The organism is Bordetella trematum, from assembly GCF_900078335.1.
Classification (GTDB): domain Bacteria; phylum Pseudomonadota; class Gammaproteobacteria; order Burkholderiales; family Burkholderiaceae_B; genus Bordetella; species Bordetella trematum.
Map to the genome: position 1 here is coordinate 355,801 of NZ_FKBR01000046.1, position 16,047 is coordinate 371,847.

At 63.6% G+C, this 16,047-nt stretch carries 22 protein-coding genes; 7 read left to right on the top strand and 15 right to left on the bottom strand.

Annotation, left to right across the window (positions count from 1 at the left end; all coding sequences use genetic code 11):
- Window positions 1-3: 3 nt before the first annotated feature.
- From rplX to A7V84_RS18775, 3 genes are all read right to left on the bottom strand, one after another.
- The gene (gene rplX, locus A7V84_RS18765; RefSeq protein WP_025514408.1) at window positions 4-324 is read right to left on the bottom strand and encodes a 50S ribosomal protein L24; all 321 of its coding nucleotides are present in this window, start codon (window positions 322-324) and stop codon (window positions 4-6) included.
- 10 nt (window positions 325-334) lie between these two features.
- On the bottom strand, window positions 335-703 hold the full coding sequence (gene rplN, locus A7V84_RS18770; protein ID WP_025514410.1) for a 50S ribosomal protein L14: 369 nt from the start codon (window positions 701-703) through the stop codon (window positions 335-337).
- Between the two features lie 407 nt (window positions 704-1,110).
- The gene (locus A7V84_RS18775; protein ID WP_025514411.1) at window positions 1,111-1,860 is read right to left on the bottom strand and encodes an aspartyl/asparaginyl beta-hydroxylase domain-containing protein; all 750 of its coding nucleotides are present in this window, start codon (window positions 1,858-1,860) and stop codon (window positions 1,111-1,113) included.
- Window positions 1,861-2,129: 269 nt separating this feature from the next.
- Between A7V84_RS18775 and A7V84_RS18780 the strand changes: the two genes are divergently transcribed.
- Window positions 2,130-3,557, top strand: coding sequence for an NAD-dependent succinate-semialdehyde dehydrogenase (locus tag A7V84_RS18780; protein WP_025514412.1), 1,428 nt, complete (start codon window positions 2,130-2,132; stop codon window positions 3,555-3,557).
- 40 nt (window positions 3,558-3,597) lie between these two features.
- On the opposite strand, the gene A7V84_RS18785 is transcribed toward A7V84_RS18780, so the two are convergent.
- On the bottom strand, window positions 3,598-4,596 hold the full coding sequence (locus tag A7V84_RS18785) for an AraC-like ligand-binding domain-containing protein (RefSeq protein WP_025514414.1): 999 nt from the start codon (window positions 4,594-4,596) through the stop codon (window positions 3,598-3,600).
- A 156-nt stretch (window positions 4,597-4,752) separates the two neighbouring features.
- Between A7V84_RS18785 and A7V84_RS18790 the strand changes: the two genes are divergently transcribed.
- From A7V84_RS18790 to A7V84_RS18815, 6 genes are read left to right on the top strand one after another with little or no spacing between them, the layout of a single operon-like run.
- Window positions 4,753-5,607: an alpha/beta fold hydrolase gene (locus A7V84_RS18790; RefSeq protein ID WP_025514416.1), complete on the top strand. Its 855-nt coding sequence runs from the start codon at window positions 4,753-4,755 to the stop codon at window positions 5,605-5,607.
- Window positions 5,608-5,618: 11 nt separating this feature from the next.
- Window positions 5,619-6,791, top strand: coding sequence for a substrate-binding domain-containing protein (locus tag A7V84_RS18795; RefSeq protein WP_033535214.1), 1,173 nt, complete (start codon window positions 5,619-5,621; stop codon window positions 6,789-6,791).
- Window positions 6,792-6,795: 4 nt separating this feature from the next.
- Complete coding sequence (locus A7V84_RS18800; RefSeq protein ID WP_063491694.1) at window positions 6,796-7,557, top strand: ABC transporter ATP-binding protein; 762 nt, start codon at window positions 6,796-6,798, stop codon at window positions 7,555-7,557.
- Window positions 7,554-8,285 (top strand): ABC transporter ATP-binding protein, encoded by a 732-nt coding sequence (locus A7V84_RS18805; protein WP_025514421.1) that lies wholly within the window; start codon window positions 7,554-7,556, stop codon window positions 8,283-8,285. The genes A7V84_RS18800 and A7V84_RS18805 overlap by 4 nt, the downstream gene beginning before the upstream one ends.
- On the top strand, window positions 8,282-9,301 hold the full coding sequence (locus A7V84_RS18810; protein WP_025514423.1) for a branched-chain amino acid ABC transporter permease: 1,020 nt from the start codon (window positions 8,282-8,284) through the stop codon (window positions 9,299-9,301). Before A7V84_RS18805 ends, A7V84_RS18810 begins: the two co-directional genes overlap by 4 nt.
- A 9-nt stretch (window positions 9,302-9,310) precedes the next feature.
- Window positions 9,311-10,381 carry a branched-chain amino acid ABC transporter permease gene (locus tag A7V84_RS18815; RefSeq protein ID WP_025514426.1) on the top strand — a complete coding sequence of 357 codons (1,071 nt, stop codon included), beginning with the start codon at window positions 9,311-9,313 and terminating at the stop codon, window positions 10,379-10,381.
- Between the two features lie 100 nt (window positions 10,382-10,481).
- Here the strand turns inward: A7V84_RS18815 and rpsQ are convergent, their stop codons facing one another.
- From rpsQ to rpsJ, 11 genes are all read right to left on the bottom strand, one after another.
- Window positions 10,482-10,763 carry a 30S ribosomal protein S17 gene (gene rpsQ, locus A7V84_RS18820; RefSeq protein ID WP_025514428.1) on the bottom strand — a complete coding sequence of 94 codons (282 nt, stop codon included), beginning with the start codon at window positions 10,761-10,763 and terminating at the stop codon, window positions 10,482-10,484.
- Between the two features lie 2 nt (window positions 10,764-10,765).
- Window positions 10,766-10,957 (bottom strand): 50S ribosomal protein L29, encoded by a 192-nt coding sequence (gene rpmC, locus A7V84_RS18825; RefSeq protein ID WP_025514429.1) that lies wholly within the window; start codon window positions 10,955-10,957, stop codon window positions 10,766-10,768.
- A gap of 11 nt (window positions 10,958-10,968) precedes the next feature.
- Entirely contained in the window at window positions 10,969-11,385 is a 417-nt protein-coding gene (gene rplP / locus A7V84_RS18830; RefSeq protein WP_025514431.1) for a 50S ribosomal protein L16, read from the bottom strand.
- A 2-nt stretch (window positions 11,386-11,387) separates the two neighbouring features.
- A complete protein-coding gene (rpsC, locus tag A7V84_RS18835; RefSeq protein WP_025514433.1) occupies window positions 11,388-12,179 on the bottom strand; it encodes a 30S ribosomal protein S3 in 792 nt (263 codons plus the stop codon).
- A gap of 9 nt (window positions 12,180-12,188) precedes the next feature.
- On the bottom strand, window positions 12,189-12,518 hold the full coding sequence (gene rplV / locus A7V84_RS18840; RefSeq protein ID WP_025514436.1) for a 50S ribosomal protein L22: 330 nt from the start codon (window positions 12,516-12,518) through the stop codon (window positions 12,189-12,191).
- A 3-nt stretch (window positions 12,519-12,521) separates the two neighbouring features.
- Entirely contained in the window at window positions 12,522-12,797 is a 276-nt protein-coding gene (rpsS, locus tag A7V84_RS18845; protein ID WP_025514437.1) for a 30S ribosomal protein S19, read from the bottom strand.
- A gap of 12 nt (window positions 12,798-12,809) precedes the next feature.
- Window positions 12,810-13,637 (bottom strand): 50S ribosomal protein L2, encoded by an 828-nt coding sequence (gene rplB, locus A7V84_RS18850; RefSeq protein WP_025514439.1) that lies wholly within the window; start codon window positions 13,635-13,637, stop codon window positions 12,810-12,812.
- Window positions 13,638-13,934 (bottom strand): 50S ribosomal protein L23, encoded by a 297-nt coding sequence (rplW, locus tag A7V84_RS18855; protein ID WP_025514441.1) that lies wholly within the window; start codon window positions 13,932-13,934, stop codon window positions 13,638-13,640.
- On the bottom strand, window positions 13,931-14,548 hold the full coding sequence (gene rplD, locus A7V84_RS18860) for a 50S ribosomal protein L4 (RefSeq protein ID WP_025514443.1): 618 nt from the start codon (window positions 14,546-14,548) through the stop codon (window positions 13,931-13,933). Before rplD ends, rplW begins: the two co-directional genes overlap by 4 nt.
- A gap of 4 nt (window positions 14,549-14,552) precedes the next feature.
- Window positions 14,553-15,242 carry a 50S ribosomal protein L3 gene (gene rplC / locus A7V84_RS18865; protein ID WP_082832947.1) on the bottom strand — a complete coding sequence of 230 codons (690 nt, stop codon included), beginning with the start codon at window positions 15,240-15,242 and terminating at the stop codon, window positions 14,553-14,555.
- A 365-nt stretch (window positions 15,243-15,607) separates the two neighbouring features.
- Window positions 15,608-15,919, bottom strand: coding sequence for a 30S ribosomal protein S10 (gene rpsJ, locus A7V84_RS18870; RefSeq protein ID WP_025514447.1), 312 nt, complete (start codon window positions 15,917-15,919; stop codon window positions 15,608-15,610).
- Between the last annotated feature and the right edge of the window lie 128 nt (window positions 15,920-16,047).

Genomic DNA, 16,047 nt, shown 5'->3' on the forward strand with positions numbered 1-16,047 from the left:
CCCTTACGCCTTGGCGCCGACAACGGCACCATTGGAACGGAACACGCGAACCTTGCGACCGTCCTCTTCCTTGATGCCCACGCGATCACCCTTGCCGGTGGCGGGGTTGAAGAGAGCCACGTTCGAGATGTGGATCGGGAGCGTCTTTTCGACGATGCCGCCGGGGTTGTTGGCCATGGGGTTGGCCTTCATGTGCTTCTTCACGACGTTGACACCCTCGACCAGCACGTGGTCGGCGTCAACGATGGACAGCACGGTGCCGCGACGCTTTTTGTCGCGGCCAGTCAATACGATGACTTCGTCGCCTTTACGGATCTTGTTCATCGTGGGCTCCTTACAGCACTTCCGGGGCCAGCGACACGATCTTCATGAACTTGTCGTTACGCAGTTCGCGCGTAACCGGTCCGAAGATGCGGGTGCCGATCGGCTCCAGCTTGGCATTGAGCAACACGGCGGCATTGCCACCGAAACGAATCAGCGAACCGTCCTTGCGGCGCACGCCCTTGGCGGTACGAACCACCACAGCGTTGTAGATCTCGCCTTTCTTGACGCGTCCGCGGGGGGCCGCATCTTTGACGCTCACCTTGATGATGTCGCCGATACCGGCATAGCGGCGCTTGGAGCCACCGAGCACCTTGATGCACATGACGGCACGCGCACCAGTGTTGTCGGCCACGTCCAGCGTGGTCTGCATTTGGATCATGATTTTTCCTGTTCCAACTTAACTGAAAACACGCCCTTCCCTTGTTGGATAAGGCCCGTGCTTCCTGCCAGTTTTGGTCCCGTCAGGTCCGCGCTGCCTGCTGGCAACAACGACCCTGGGTTGAAATCCTGCGGAAGTTTCCCCTGAACGTCGGTCAAACCGGCACAAAGCCCTTCATCTCCCCTGAGGCGGCGCCTCGGAGGTAACTCTTGGGATGAACCGCCCGCAACTGAATCCGGGAAGTTATCCGGGGTGTTTTACCACCACCGAGCTTGGGCCAACCCAACCAACAATTTGGGAAAGCTGCTTATTCTATCCCAGCCAGATTTTTCATGCAAGCCATATTCAGGCACGAAAACAAAGGCTTGCCGTATCCGCGCCACAGTCGCCTGCCGCGCAGGGCGTCCCTATTTTTTCTCGTAGTACGCCTGCTCCCAGGCGTCGTGATTGGCCTTGCCGCGGCGGATCTCGTCGCTCATGGGCGCCAGCGCCAGCACGAGTCGGTTGAGCCAGCGCACCGGCGCGCGGCAGGGCCGCTCGAAATCCACGAACAATACCGCCCTCAGGCCCGCCGTGTCGTTGTGCACCTGATGAGGGTAGAGATCATCGAAGATCACCGCCTCGCCTTCGCGCCAGTGATAGCGCTGGCCATCGACCTCGATCCAGCAGCGCTCGCGCGGCTGCGGCACGCGCAGCCCCAGATGCAGACGCAGCACGCCGTTGTATGGCCCCTTATGCAGGGGAATGCGCTTGCCCGGCTCCAGGATGGAGAAGAACGCCGTACGCACCCCCGGGATGCCGCGCAGGGCCTGAGCCGTCGCCGGGCAACGCGCCAGGTTGCGCGCCGAGCGCATGCCGTAGCCCATGAACACGAAGGTCTTCCAGTGCTTGTCGCCGGTGATCATGCCGACATCCGGGGAAATCTCGTGAAAGGCGGGCAAACGTTCGCGATCCTGCAACAGCCGCTCCAGCTCATCACGGATGGCTGGCGTCTGCGCCTCCAGCGCCGGCACCCATGGGAAAGCCTGGTTGTCGAAAATCGGCCGGTCGCCCACCAGCGAGGCCCGTGCGATCCTGACATGCAGCCAGGAAATGAAACCGAACAACAGGCGGGAGAACAGGCTCTGGCGGGTTGGGGAGGCGGAATTCGGCGTCACGGGGCGTGGTCTGTGCGGATAGGGCGCCCTGCCTGGACCTTTCCTGGCAGCGGCAAGGGCAAGCTGCGAACAAAGTAGGGAACGATCATACCCAATCCGACCCCCTTGCCACCCCCGGGCAATCCCGGGCTGCGGCATTGGCCCCTTCCAGAAGATCCACAGTGGTGCAGACCACAACCGTCAAGCTGGTTTAGACTGACTCTTGTCGGGTGTGGGCATGCGCCCCCCTTTTTTTTCATTCCTCCCACTTCCTCCAAGGAAAGATTGGCATGTACGAACAATTGGCTTTGTATATCGATGGTGAGTTTCTGTCCGGCGAAGGCCGCAAGACTCAGGATGTGATCAACCCGGCCACCCGCGAAGTGCTGGGCCAGTTGCCGCATGCCAGCCAGGCTGACCTGGATCGCGCCCTGCAGGCTGCCGAACGCGCCTTCCAGACCTGGAAGCGCACCTCGCCGATGGAGCGCGCCGCCATTCTGCGCAAAGTGGGCGAGCTCTCGCGCGAACAGGCCAAGACCATCGGACGCAACATGACCCTGGACCAGGGCAAGCCGCTGGCCGAGGCCGTGGGTGAGATCGTCAGCTGCTCCGAGCATGCCGACTGGCACGCCGAAGAGTGCCGCCGCATCTACGGCCGCATCGTGCCGCCGCGCAATCCGGATGCCCGCCAGATGGTCGTGCGCGAGCCGATCGGCGTATGCGTCGCCTTCACCCCCTGGAACTTTCCGTACAACCAGGCCATTCGCAAGATCTGCGCCGCGCTGGGCGCCGGCTGCACCATCGTGCTGAAGGGTCCGGAAGATTCGCCCAGCGCCGTCATGGCGATTGCCCGCCTGTTCCACGAAGCCGGCCTGCCCAAGGGCTGCCTGAACATCGTCTGGGGCGAACCGGCCAAGATCTCCGATTACCTCATCCGCTCGCCGATCGTGCGCAAGGTGTCGTTCACCGGCTCGGTGCCGGTGGGCAAGCAGCTGGCCGCCCTGGCCGGCGCCCACATGAAGCCGGTGACGATGGAGCTGGGCGGCCACTCCCCGGTGCTGGTGTTTAACGACGCCGACGTCAAGCGCGCCGCCGACATGCTGGCCCGCTTCAAGATCCGCAACGCCGGCCAGGTCTGCATCTCGCCGACCCGTTTCTATATCCAGGAAGGCGCCTACGACGCATTTGTGTCGGCCTTCACCGAAGTCCTCTCCGGCATCAAGGTCGGCAATGGCCTGGATGATGGCGTGCAGATGGGCCCGCTGGCGCATGAGCGCCGCGTGCCGGTGATGACGCAATTCATCGAAGACGCCCGCAAGCGGGGCGGCAAGGTGGTACTGGGCGGCGACGCGCCTTCGGACAAGGGCTTCTTCTTCAATCCGACCGTCATCACCGACGTGCCCGATGACTCCATGCTGATGACCGAAGAGCCCTTCGGCCCGGTGGCTCCGATCGTGCGCTTCAAGGACACCGACGAAGTCCTCAAGCGCGCCAACAGCCTGCCCTTCGGCCTGTCTTCGTATGTCTTCACCGAGTCGCTGAAGACCGCCACCAAGGTGTCCAACGCCCTGGAGGTCGGCATGGTGAACATCAACCACTTCGGCAGCGCTCTGGCCGAGACGCCCTTTGGCGGCGTCAAGGACAGCGGTATCGGCAGCGAAGGCGGCCAGGAAACCTTCGACGGCTACCTGGTCACCAAGTTCATCACCCACGTGTGAGGATGAGCCCGCGCGGGGCATCTCCGCCCCGCGCGTGACGTCATCCGTCGATGGCGTCGCGCCGCCCGCCGGCCTGGCGGGCGGCTGCCCGGTACTCGCGCGCCGTCATGCCAAAACGTTGGCGGAACTGACGACTGAAATGCGCGGCATGGGCAAAACCGCTTTGGAACGCCAGCTCGGCAATCGAGCGATGCGCATGGGCAGGATCCTGCAGCAGGCGGCGGCAGTGTTCCAGGCGCAGCGCGTACAACTGCGACTCCACCCCCAGCCCCGCAGCCTGAAAGATGCGGTGCAGGTAACTCAGCGAAATTCCGCAGGCCAGGGCGACCGAGGCCGGTGTCAGCGCAGGATCGGAAAGCTGGCGACGCATGTACGCCAGGGCGCGCTCACGGTGCGCCAGCGTGACGCTGCTGTCGAGTTCGGAGGCCTGTGCCGCCTGCGACTGCACCAGGAACAGCACGATCAGATCGATCAGATGCTCACCCAGCGCACCCACCTCGGCCTCGCTCCAGGCCGGCATGCCGCCCAGCAGATGATCCAGGTAGCTCTTGAGCAGCAGGCCCTGCGGGCCGCCGTCATCGACGCGAAGTTTATAGAACGACTCCAGCCGGCCAGCCCGCTGCGCCAGAGCGGCGCGCGGAAATGAAATGCTCAGGCTGCGATAGCCGCCGTCCCCCTGGGCAACGGCCTGGTAGGGCGCGCTCTGGTTCATGAGATAGACGCAGCCGGGCTCGACCTCGAAGCGCCGGCCCTCCTGCAGTACCGCCAGCGGCCCGGCCAGCGGCAGCCCGAAGGTGTAGAACTCTTCGTCGAGTTGCGACACGTTGCCGCGCGTGCGCTCGAGTTTCTGTCCCTGGTAGTGCAGATCGTTGAACTGCAGATTGGCCCGGCGCAGATAGCGCAGGCGACCGGCGAACGCTCCGCAGCCCTGCCCGGCATGCACCTCGAAGGGCCCGAAGGCGTCGGCCAGCGCTTCGCGCCAGCTGTCGAGCCGGCGACGCGGATCAACCTGCGTCGTGGCAAATGTCATGTCGGCCATGCTGTCTCCCGGCGGGCAGAGCCCCACTCATTTGATGCAGCGTGCACATTCTTTTGATCCAGCCTATTGCCGCAGCGGTGGCGCATTGTTGCCGCATTAGCGTCAAGTCTATAGTCGGCCCGGATAGAGAACAACCTGGGATATCTGGGAGGAGACATGACGGCATTCTTGCCGGCCTCGCGCTATGCGCGCGTGCTGGGCCGCGAACTGCATTACATGGAATGGGGCCCGGCTGACGCACCCACGCTGGTCATGTGGCATGGCCTGGCGCGCACCGGACGCGACTTCGACGACCTGGCCCAGGCGCTTTGCCGGGATTGGCGCATCCTTTGCCCCGACACACTGGGCCGCGGGCTGTCGCAATGGAGCCCGGCCCCGCGCGAGGAATACCGGCTCGACTTCTACATCGGCCTGGCCGCCGGCCTGCTGGACGCCCTGCACATCGAGCGCGCCGCCTGGGTCGGCACCTCGATGGGCGGCGCCATCGGCATGCTGGGTGCCGCCACGCAGTTGCGTGGGCGACTGAGCCACCTGGTGATCAACGACATCGGCCCGACGCTGCCGCGCCCGGCCATCCGGCGCATTCTCGACTACGCCAGCCAGCCGCCCGCCTTCGACACGGTAACCGAACTGGAGACCTGGTTGCGCGGCGCCTACCAGCCTTACGGCTGGCAAAGCGACGCCCAATGGCGCCGCATGGCCGAGACGTCGCTGCGGCGTCTGCCCGATGGACGCCTGACCCTGCACTATGACCCGGCCATCGTCGGCCAGTTCGAACACTACCCCGACGACTACGAGCGCTGGATGGAGTACGACAGCCTGCGCCAGCCGCTGCTGCTGCTGCGCGGCGAGGAATCCGATCTGTTGCTGCCGGAGGTGGCGCAAGCCATGACCGAACGCGGTCCGCGCGCGCAATTGCTTACCTTCCCCGGCTGCGGTCATGCCCCCAGCCTGAACGTTGCCGCCCAGATCGAACCGGTACGCCAATTCCTGGCGCACCACCGCGCCTGAGGAGAACGCCCATGAAACGCCTTATCGCCGCAGCCCTGACCAGCATCGCGCTGTGCGCGCCCGCCTGGGCCGCCGACCTGGTCATCGCTCATGTCTACGACAAGACCGGCCCGCTGGAGGCCTACGCCAAACAGACCCACAACGGTCTCATGATGGGGCTGGAGTACGCCACCGGCGGCAGCATGGAGGTGGCCGGCCGCAAGATCCGCGTGATCGAGAAAGACAATCAGGGCAAGCCGGACATCGCCCGCGCCCAGCTGGCCTCTGCCTATGCCGATGACGACGCCGATCTGGCCGTCGGGCCGACCTCCTCGGGTGTGGCGCTGGCCATGCTGCCGATCGCCGAAGAGTACGAGAAGATCCTGCTGGTCGAACCGGCCGTGGCCGATTCCATCACTGGCGAAAAGTGGAATCGCTATATTTTCCGCACCGGCCGCAACTCATCACAGGACGCCATCGCCAACGCCGTGGCCTTCGACCAGGAAGGCACCCACATCGGCATGCTGGCACAGGACTACGCCTTCGGCCGCGACGGGGTGCGCGCCTTCAAGGGCGCCCTCAAGAACGCCAAGATCGTGCATGAAGAGTACCTGCCGGCCAACGCCACCGATTTCACGGGCGGTGCGCAACGCCTCTTCGATGCCCTCAAGGACAAGCCCGGCCGCAAGATCATCTTCATCATCTGGGCCGGCGCCGGCAACCCTTTCAAGATTGCCGACCTGGATCCCAGGCGCTACGGCATCGAGATCGCCACCGGCGGCAACACGCTGGCCGCAATGACGCCACTCAAGAGCCTGGCCGGCATGGAAGGCGCGACCTATTACTACTACGGCATCCCCCGCAACCCGGTCAATGAGTGGCTCGTGGCCGAACACCAGAAGCGCCACGGGCAGCCCCCCGATTTCTTTACCGCCGGCGGCATGGCATCGGGCATCGCCATCGTCGAGGCGCTCAAGAAGACCGGAGGTGACTCGGATACCGACACCTTGATCAAGGCAATGGAAGGCATGAGCTTCGAGACCCCCAAGGGCCGCATGACCTTCCGCGAGCAGGACCACCAGGCCATGCAATCGATGTATCACTTCCGCATCAAGGATGACCCCTCCGTTCCCTGGGCTGTCCAGGAACTGCTGCGGGAAATTCCTCCCGGGGAAATGAACGTGCCGGTCATGAACAAGCGTTGAACCCATGCTGGAAACCCGCTCGCTCACCATCCGCTTCGGCGGCCACACGGCCGTCGACGATGTCAGCGCCCGGTATGCACCGGGGTCGCTGACCGCCATCGTCGGCCCGAACGGCGCAGGCAAGACCACCTACTTCAATCTGATCTCCGGGCAGCTGCGAGCCAGCCAAGGCAGCGTGCTGCTCGATGGCAGCGACCTGACCCACCAGGGCGCTGCCGCGCGCATGCACGCCGGACTGGGCCGCGCCTTCCAGCTCACGCAGCTCTTTCCACAACTGAGCACGCACGAGAACCTCCGGCTGGCACTGCAATCGCGCAAACAAGGCGCGGGCTGGCGCCATATCCGTCTGTGGCGCAGTTGGCGGGCCGAGCGCGATCTGATCGAGCAGGCCGACACCCTGCTGGAACGGGTCCGTCTGCAGGCGCGGCGCGATCACAGCGCCGCCTCGCTGCCGCACGGCGATCAGCGCAAGCTTGAAATTGCCATGCTGGCCGCGCTGCGCCCCAAGGTCTTCATGTTCGACGAACCGACCGCCGGCATGAGTGTTGACGACGTGCCGGTGGTGCTGGACCTGATCCGCGAACTCAAACAGGATCGCAGCAAGATCATTCTGCTGGTCGAGCACAAGATGGATGTCGTGCGCGAACTGGCCGACCGTATCGTGGTGCTGCACAACGGCCGCCTCATGGCGGATGGTCTGCCGGCCGAAATCATGGCCTCGCCGCTGGTCCAGCAGGCCTATCTGGGTACGGGAGCGCCGGCATGACGGCCTTACTCCGACTTCGGGATGTCCACACCCACATCGGTGCGTACCACATCCTGCATGGTGTCGACCTGGAGATCGCCCAGGGCGGCGTGACGATGCTGCTGGGCCGCAATGGCGCGGGCAAGACCACGACGCTGCGCACGATCATGGGACTGTGGCCGCTCTCGCAGGGTGAACTGCAACTGGATGGCCTGGCTATCCAGGCCAGCCCGCCCGAGATGGCGCGGCGCGGCATCGCCTACGTGCCGGAGAACATGGGCATCTTCGCCGGCCTGACGGTCAAGGAGAACCTCTTGCTCGCCGCCCGCCAGGCGCGCCGCGCCCGGGACATGGACAGCGACCGGCTGGAATGGATCTTCGGTTTCTTCCCGGCGCTGCGCAAGTTCTGGCTGTACCCGGCTGGCAACTTGTCGGGCGGACAGAAGCAGATGCTGGCCGTCGCACGCGCCATCATCGAGCCGCGCCGCCTGCTGATCGTCGATGAACCGAGCAAGGGGCTGGCCCCGGCAATCGTGCAGAACATGATCGACGCCTTCCTGGAGCTCAAGCAGGGCGGCACCACGATCTTGCTGGTGGAGCAGAACTTCGGTTTCGCGCGCCAGCTGGGCGATCACGTCGCCGTGATGGACGACGGCCGCGTGATCCATCGCGGCCCCATGGCCGCACTGGCCGAAGACGATGCCCTGCAACAGCGTCTGCTCGGGCTATCCCTCGGGAGTCATCAATGAACGCGACCCTTTCCGCTGTCGACGAACGCCTGCCCGCAGCGCGGCGCGACTTCCTGCCTGCCCTGCTGGTGCTCGGCCTGGCATTGATCGCGCTGCTGCTGGTGGGATCCTGGTCGACCTGGCTGACGCTGACGCTGGCCGGTCTGGCCATGGGCATGATCATCTTCATCGTCGCCTCCGGCATGACGCTGGTCTTCGGCCTGATGGACGTCCTGAATTTCGGCCACGGCCTTTTCATTGCCATCGGCGCCTACATGGCAACCACCGTGCTGGGCGCCATGGGTGGTTGGACCGCCAGCCCTAGCCTGCTGGCCAATCTGGGCGCCATCGTGCCGGCCATGATCGTGGGGATGCTGGTCGCAGGCGCCATCGGCGCGGTGTTCGAGCGCGTGATCGTTCGCCCCGTCTATGGCCAGCACCTCAAGCAGATCCTCATCACCATGGGCGGGCTGATCATCGGCGAAGAACTGATCAAAATGATCTGGGGTCCCCAGACCCTGTCGTTGCCGATGCCTGAGGCCCTGCGCGGCGCGTTGCTGCTGGGCGATGCGGCGATCGAGAAATTCCGGCTGCTGGCGCTGGGAAGCGGCGTGGCAGTGCTCTTGCTGCTGGTCTGGATCCTCAACCGCAGCAAGCTCGGGCTGCTGATACGGGCAGGTGTCGAAGACCGCGAAATGGTCGAGAGCCTGGGCTATCGCATCCGGCATCTCTTCGTGGCCGTGTTCGTCGCCGGGTCCATGCTGGCCGGGCTGGGCGGCGTGCTGTGGGGGCTTTACCAGCAGTCCGTCGTGCCGCAGATGGGCGCGCAGGTCAACGTGCTGATCTTCATCGTCATCATGATCGGCGGGCTGGGGTCCACCGTGGGCTGCCTGATCGGCGCGCTGCTGGTTGGCCTGATGGCCAACTACACCGGCTTTCTGCTGCCCAAAGCCGCCCTGTTCTCCAACATCGCCCTGATGGTTGCCATCCTGTTGTGGCGTCCGCAAGGCGTCTATCCCGTCGCCCAGCCGCGCTAACCCTCCGCCATGCCTGTACAGATCCTTTCCGGCGATCCGCCCCGCAGCCGCCTGCTGGCGTTGCTGCTCATCCTCATCGTGGTGCTGCTGGCCATCGCCCCTTTTGCCTTTCCCGGTCCGCGCGCACTGGCCGTGGCCGCCAAGATCCTGGTCTTCATCGTGCTGGTGGCCAGCTATGACCTGCTGTTGGGCTACACCGGCATCGTCAGCTTCGCGCACACCATGTTCTTCGGCATCGGCGCCTACGGCGTGGCGATCGCCAGCACCCGGATGGAACCGGGCTGGGCAGCCGTCGGCACGGGCGTGGCCCTCGCACTGGGCGTATCGCTGCTGTTTGCCCTGCTGATCGGCCTGGCGAGCCTGCGCGTGCGGGCCATCTTCTACGCCATGATCACACTGGCCGTGGCTGCGGCCTTCCAGACCCTCAGCTCACAGCTCTCGGCGCTCACCGGTGGCGAAGACGGCCTGAATTTCAAAGTGCCTGCCCTGCTGCGCCCGGCCTACAGACTGTTCGCCGAGCCGGTGCTGGGTCTGAGGATCGATGGCCGCATCCTGACCTACTACCTGATCTTCTTTGCCGCCCTCGTGCTCTTCCTGCTGTTGCTGCGCATCGTCAATTCGCCCTTCGGTCGGGTGTTGCAGGCCATTCGCGAGAATCCCTTCCGCGCCGAAGCCATCGGCTACCGCACGGTAATCTATCGCAGCGCATCGAACGTGCTGGCGGCGCTGTTCGCCACTCTGGCCGGCGCACTCTACGCGCTCTGGCTGCGCTACAACGGGCCCGACACCACGCTCTCTTTCGAGATCATGCTCAACATTCTGCTGATGCTGGTGATCGGCGGCATGGGCACCATGTATGGCGCCGTACTGGGCGCCACGTTGTTCGTGTTTGCCCAAAGCTATCTGCAGGATGGTCTGCAGATTCTGCACCAGGGCGCGACCAGCCTGGGGCCGCTGGCTCCGTGGCTGGAGCCGCTGCTCACCCCCGAACGCTGGCTGCTCTGGTTGGGTGTGCTGTTCGTGCTGTCGGTCTATTACTTTCCTGGCGGCATCGCCGGCAAGTTGCGCCGCACTCCCTGAACCGGGGACAGCGCCCATAAAAAAACCGGCAGGGATCGCTCCATGCCGGTTTTTCTTTTGCTGCCGCCCTGGGTCGGACCCGGGGCGCAGCAGGCACAACTTAGATGATGCGCGCCGCTTCGATCAGACGCACCACGCTCCACGCCTTCGAGCGGGAGATGGGGCGGCCTTCTGCGATTTCGACGGTATCGCCTTCGTTGTATTGGTTCGATTCATCATGAGCCTTGTACTTGGCCGAGCGCATGATGATCTTGCCAAAGATGGGGTGCTTGACGCGGCGTTCGACCAGAACGACGACCGTCTTGTCCATCTTGTTGCTGACGACCTTGCCAACCAGCGTACGCTGGCGCTTGGTAACCTGGGTGTTTTGCGTTTCGCTCATGTTTATTTCCCTGCCTTCTCAGTCAGCAAGGTACGCACACGCGCGATGTCGCGACGCACATTGCGCAGCTGGCTGGTGTTGCCGAGCTGCTGCGTGGCCTTCTGCATACGCAGACCGAATTGCGCCTTCAGCAGGCTCTCGAGCTCTTTGCCCAGCTCGGCGGCGTCTTTCGAACGGAGTTCGCTAGCTTTCATATTTGTACCCCTTAAGCACCGATATGACGCGCGACGAACGTGGTCGAGATCGGCAGCTTGGCAGCGGCCAGGCGGAACGCCTCGCGCGCCAGCTCTTCGCTGACCCCTTCCATTTCGTACAGCACCTTGCCCGGCTGGATTTCGGCGACCCAGAACTCCGGGTTGCCCTTACCGTTACCCATACGGACTTCGGCGGGCTTCTGCGAGATCGGCTTATCCGGGAAAATGCGGATCCAGATACGGCCGCCGCGCTTGATGTGGCGGTTGATGGCACGACGAGCGGCTTCGATCTGACGTGCGGTCAGACGACCGCGGCCGGTGGCCTTCAGACCGAACTCGCCGAACGACACTTGCGCGCCGCGAGTGGCCAGGCCGGTGTTGCGGCCCTTTTGCTCTTTGCGATACTTTCTGCGAGAGGGTTGCAGCATGGTTATTCTCCTTCAGGAGCCGGAGCCGCGTCCGCCTTGCGGGGAGCACGACCACGACCACCCGGACGGCCGTTGCGGGCGCCATCGGGGCGATCGCCACGGGGCGCACGGCGCGGACGGCGCTCATCTTCACGCGGGGCAGCGGTTTCGGCCGGCAGCTCGCCATTGGCCAGCATGTCGCCCTTGTAGACCCACACCTTGATGCCGATCACACCGTAGGTGGTATGGGCTTCCGAGGTGCCGTAGTCGATGCTCGCCTTCAGCGTGTGCAGCGGCACACGGCCTTCGCGATACCACTCGGTGCGTGCGATTTCGATGCCGTTCAGACGGCCCGAGCTCATGATCTTGATGCCCTGGGCGCCCAGACGCATGGCGTTCTGCATGGCGCGCTTCATGGCGCGGCGGAACATGATGCGCTTTTCGAGCTGCTGGGCGATCGAGTCGGCGATCAGCTGAGCGTCGGTTTCCGGCTTGCGGATTTCCTCGATGTTGACGTGCACGGGCACGCCCATCAGACGCTGCAGATCAGCCTTCAGGTTCTCGATGTCCTCGCCACGCTTGCCGATCACCACGCCCGGACGAGCCGAGTAAACGGTGATGCGGGCGTTCTTGGCAGGACGCTCGATGACCACGCGACCGACAGAAGCGCTCTTGAGCTTCTTCTTCAGGTACTCACGTACGCGGATGTCTTCGGCCAGCATGCTGCCGAAAGCCTTGTCGTCGGCGTACCAACGCGAGGACCAGTTACGGGTGACCGCGAGACGGAACCCAGTGGGGTGAATTTTCTGACCCATCTTGACTCCTTACGCTCCGACCTTGACCGTGATATGGCAGGTCTGCTTCTCGATACGGTTGCCACGGCCCTTGGCGCGAGCCGAGAAACGCTTCATCGATTGCGCCTTGTCCACGTAGATCGTGGTGACTTTCAGCTCGTCGATGTCAGCGCCGTCGTTGTGCTCAGCGTTGGCGATGGCGGATTCAACAGCCTTTTTCAGGATGCCGGCAGCCTTCTTCGGGGAGAAGTTGAGGATGGTCAGCGCCTGAGCGACCGACTTGCCGCGGATCATGTCCGCAACCAGCCGGGTCTTCTGGGCCGAGATGTGAACCCCACGGATAATGGCAGTAGTTTCCATCGCTTACCTCTTCGCCTTCTTGTCCGCGGCGTGACCCTTGAACGTACGGGTCAGCGCAAACTCGCCGAGCTTGTGGCCGACCATGTTCTCGTTGATATAAACCGGAACGTGTTGGCGGCCGTTGTGCACAGCAATGGTAAGGCCGATGAACTCGGGCAGCACCGTGGAACGGCGCGACCAGGTCTTGATCGGCTTTTTGTCCTTGCCCGACACGGCAGTTTCCACCTTTTTGATCAGGTGTGCGTCGACAAACGGACCTTTCTTGATCGAACGTGACATAGTGTTCGCCTCTTACTTGCGCTTGCGCCGTTGGACGATCATATTGCTCGTCCGCTTATTGCGACGGGTCTTGAAACCCTTCGCCGGAGTACCCCAGGGGCTGACCGGCTCGCGAGCTTCGCCGGTGCGGCCCTCACCACCACCGTGGGGGTGATCGATCGGGTTCATGGCAACACCACGAACCGTCGGGCGGACACCGCGCCAACGCATGGCGCCGGCCTTGCCGATCTGGCGCAGGCTGTGTTCTTCGTTACCCACTTCGCCAATGGTGGCGCGGCACTCGATGTGCACGCGACGCACTTCGCCGGAGCGCAGGCGAACCTGAGCGTAGGTGCCTTCACGGGCCATCAGCACCGCCGATGCGCCGGCCGAGCGCGCCATCTGGGCGCCCTTGCCAGGGATCATTTCGATGCAGTGGATCGTGGTACCCACCGGGATGTTGCGGATCGGCAGCGTGTTACCGGCGCGGATCGGGGCTTCGATACCCGAGATCAGCGTGGCACCCACTTCCAGACCGCGCGGGGCGATGATGTAGCGGCGCTCGCCGTCGGCGTAGCACAGCAGGGCGATGTGGGCGGTACGGTTGGGGTCGTATTCCAGACGCTCAACCTTGGCCGGGATGCCGTCCTTGTTGCGACGGAAATCCACCACACGGTAGTGCTGCTTGTGACCACCGCCACGATGGCGCACAGTGATGTGGCCATTGTTGTTGCGGCCGGAGCCACGGGTCTTCTTCTCGAGCAGCGCGGTGTGCGGGGCACCCTTGTGCAGCTTCGGGTTGACGACCTTCACCATGCCACGGCGGCCGGCCGAAGTCGGCTTTACTTTAACGAGGGCCATTTACTTCACCTCCGCAAAGTCGATTTCCTGGCCGTCCTTGAGCGAGACGTAAGCCTTGCGCTCATTGCGACGACGGCCAACGAAACGGCCAAAGCGCTTGACTTTGCCCTTACGGTTGAGGACCTGCACGGCTTCGACCTGCACCTTGAAGAGCAGTTCGACGGCAGCCTTGATTTCCGGCTTGGTGGCGTCGGCCACGACACGGAAGGCGATTTGCTGGTGCTTCTCGGCGACGAACGTGGCTTTTTCAGTCACGACCGGCGCCAGGATGACTTGCATCAAGCGTTCGGCGTTCATCCGAGCATCTCCTCGAGTTGCGCGATGGCCGGCTTGGTGATCAGCACTTTCTTGTAGTGGATCAACGACAGCGGATCGGCATAGCGGGTCTCGACCACGGCAACGTGCGGCAGGTTGCGGGTGGCGAGGTAAACATTTTCATCCACCGAGTCGGTGATGATCAGCACGGATTCCAGACCCAGCGACTTCAGCTTGGCGGCAGCCAGCTTGGTCTTGGGCGACTCGAGCGAGAAGGAATCAACCACGGCGATGCGGCCTTCGCGGGCCAGTTGCGACAGGATCGAGCGGATCCCGGCACGGTACATCTTCTTGTTGACCTTCTGGCTGAAGTTCTCTTCAGGCGAGTTCGGGAACGCACGACCACCCCCACGCCACAGCGGCGACGAGGTCATGCCGGCGCGAGCGCGGCCGGTACCCTTCTGGCGCCAGGGCTTCTTGGTGCTGTGCTTGACTTCGGCACGATCCTTCTGAGCGCGGTTGCCGCTGCGAGCGTTGGCCTGGTAGGCCACGACGATCTGGTGCACCAGCGCTTCGTTGAAATCGCGACCGAAAATGGTGTCGGGCGCGCTGAAGGTAGCGGCTTCACCTTGGTCGTTCAGGAGCTTGAGATCCATTTACTTACGCCCCCTTCTTGGCCGGCGCCTTGACTGCCGGACGCACGATGACATCACCACCAGCGTGGCCCGGGACAGCGCCCTTGACCATCAGCAGGCCGCGCTCGACATCGACGCGCACGACGTCGAGGTTCTGAACGGTACGGGTCACATCACCCAGATGGCCAGCCATGCGCTTGCCCGGGAAGATACGGCCCGGATCTTGCGCTTGGCCGATGGAGCCAGGCACGCGGTGCGAGCGGGAGTTACCGTGCGAAGCACGTTGGGCGCCGAAATTGTGGCGCTTGATGGTACCGGCAAAGCCTTTACCGATCGTGGTGCCCGTCACGTCGACCTGTTGGCCGGCTTCGAACACCGATTCCACAGCGATCACGGCGCCAGGAGCGAACTCGGCGGCGCGGGTGGGATCAAGGCGGAACTCTTTCAGGATGCTGCCGGCTTCGGCACCGGCCTTGGCAAAGTGACCGGCTTCAGCCTTGGTCACGCGCGTGGCGCGGCGGTTGCCATAAGTCACTTGGATGGCGGCGTAGCCGTCAGTTTCCAGGGACTTGACTTGGGTCACTCGGTTGTTGGACACGTCCAGCACAGTGACCGGAATGGACTCGCCATCCTCGGTAAAAATGCGGGTCATGCCGACCTTGCGACCCACCAGACCCAGCCGATGGGCGGCGGGCGTGGGCGTCGTATTCGACATTGTTTTCTCCATTCCCGACTGCGATTGGTCGGGGCTAATCAGGCAAAGGGTAACGGCCTTCGCCCTACAGGGCTAAGAACTCCGAAGTAACGTCAGTGGAAACACAGGAATATCCGGAAGATATCGCCTGGGAAGGCCTGACCCGACGCCGCTCCATAGTTTTTGTTGCCACAAAATGGCAAGCCTCGCATATTAGCACGGTTTTTTCTGCTGGCACAAGTACTTAGCGCACGCGGGCTTGCGATGTGGCCTTAAAAAAACGGGTCGGATCGAACTGCCCCCGCCCTGCAAAGAAAAAGGCCGCACCCCGAAGAGGTGCGGCCTTTTGCCGGGCCCGTGCCAGGCACAAACCCGTGGCGTCTTGCTTACTGCAGCGCGATCTCGACGTCTACGCCAGCCGGCAGGTCCAGACGCATCAGGGCGTCAACGGTCTTGTCGGTGGGGTCCACGATGTCCATCAGGCGTTGATGGGTGCGGATCTCGAGCTGGTCGCGCGACGTCTTGTTGACGTGCGGCGAACGCAGCACGTCGTAGCGACGGATGCGCGTGGGCAGGGGAACCGGACCGCGCACGACAGCGCCGGTACGCTTGGCGGTGTCAACGATTTCCGCTGCGGACTGATCGATCAGCTTGTAATCGAAAGCCTTCAGACGGATGCGGATCTTTTGGTTTTTCATGACGTTTCCTAAAGAACGAAAAACGAAGGCGGCCTACGGCACAGGGCCGCCTTCGTGATGGGGTCTTGCTTAGGCGATGATCTTGGCGACCACGCCGGCGCCGACGGTACGGCCGCCTTCGCGGATGG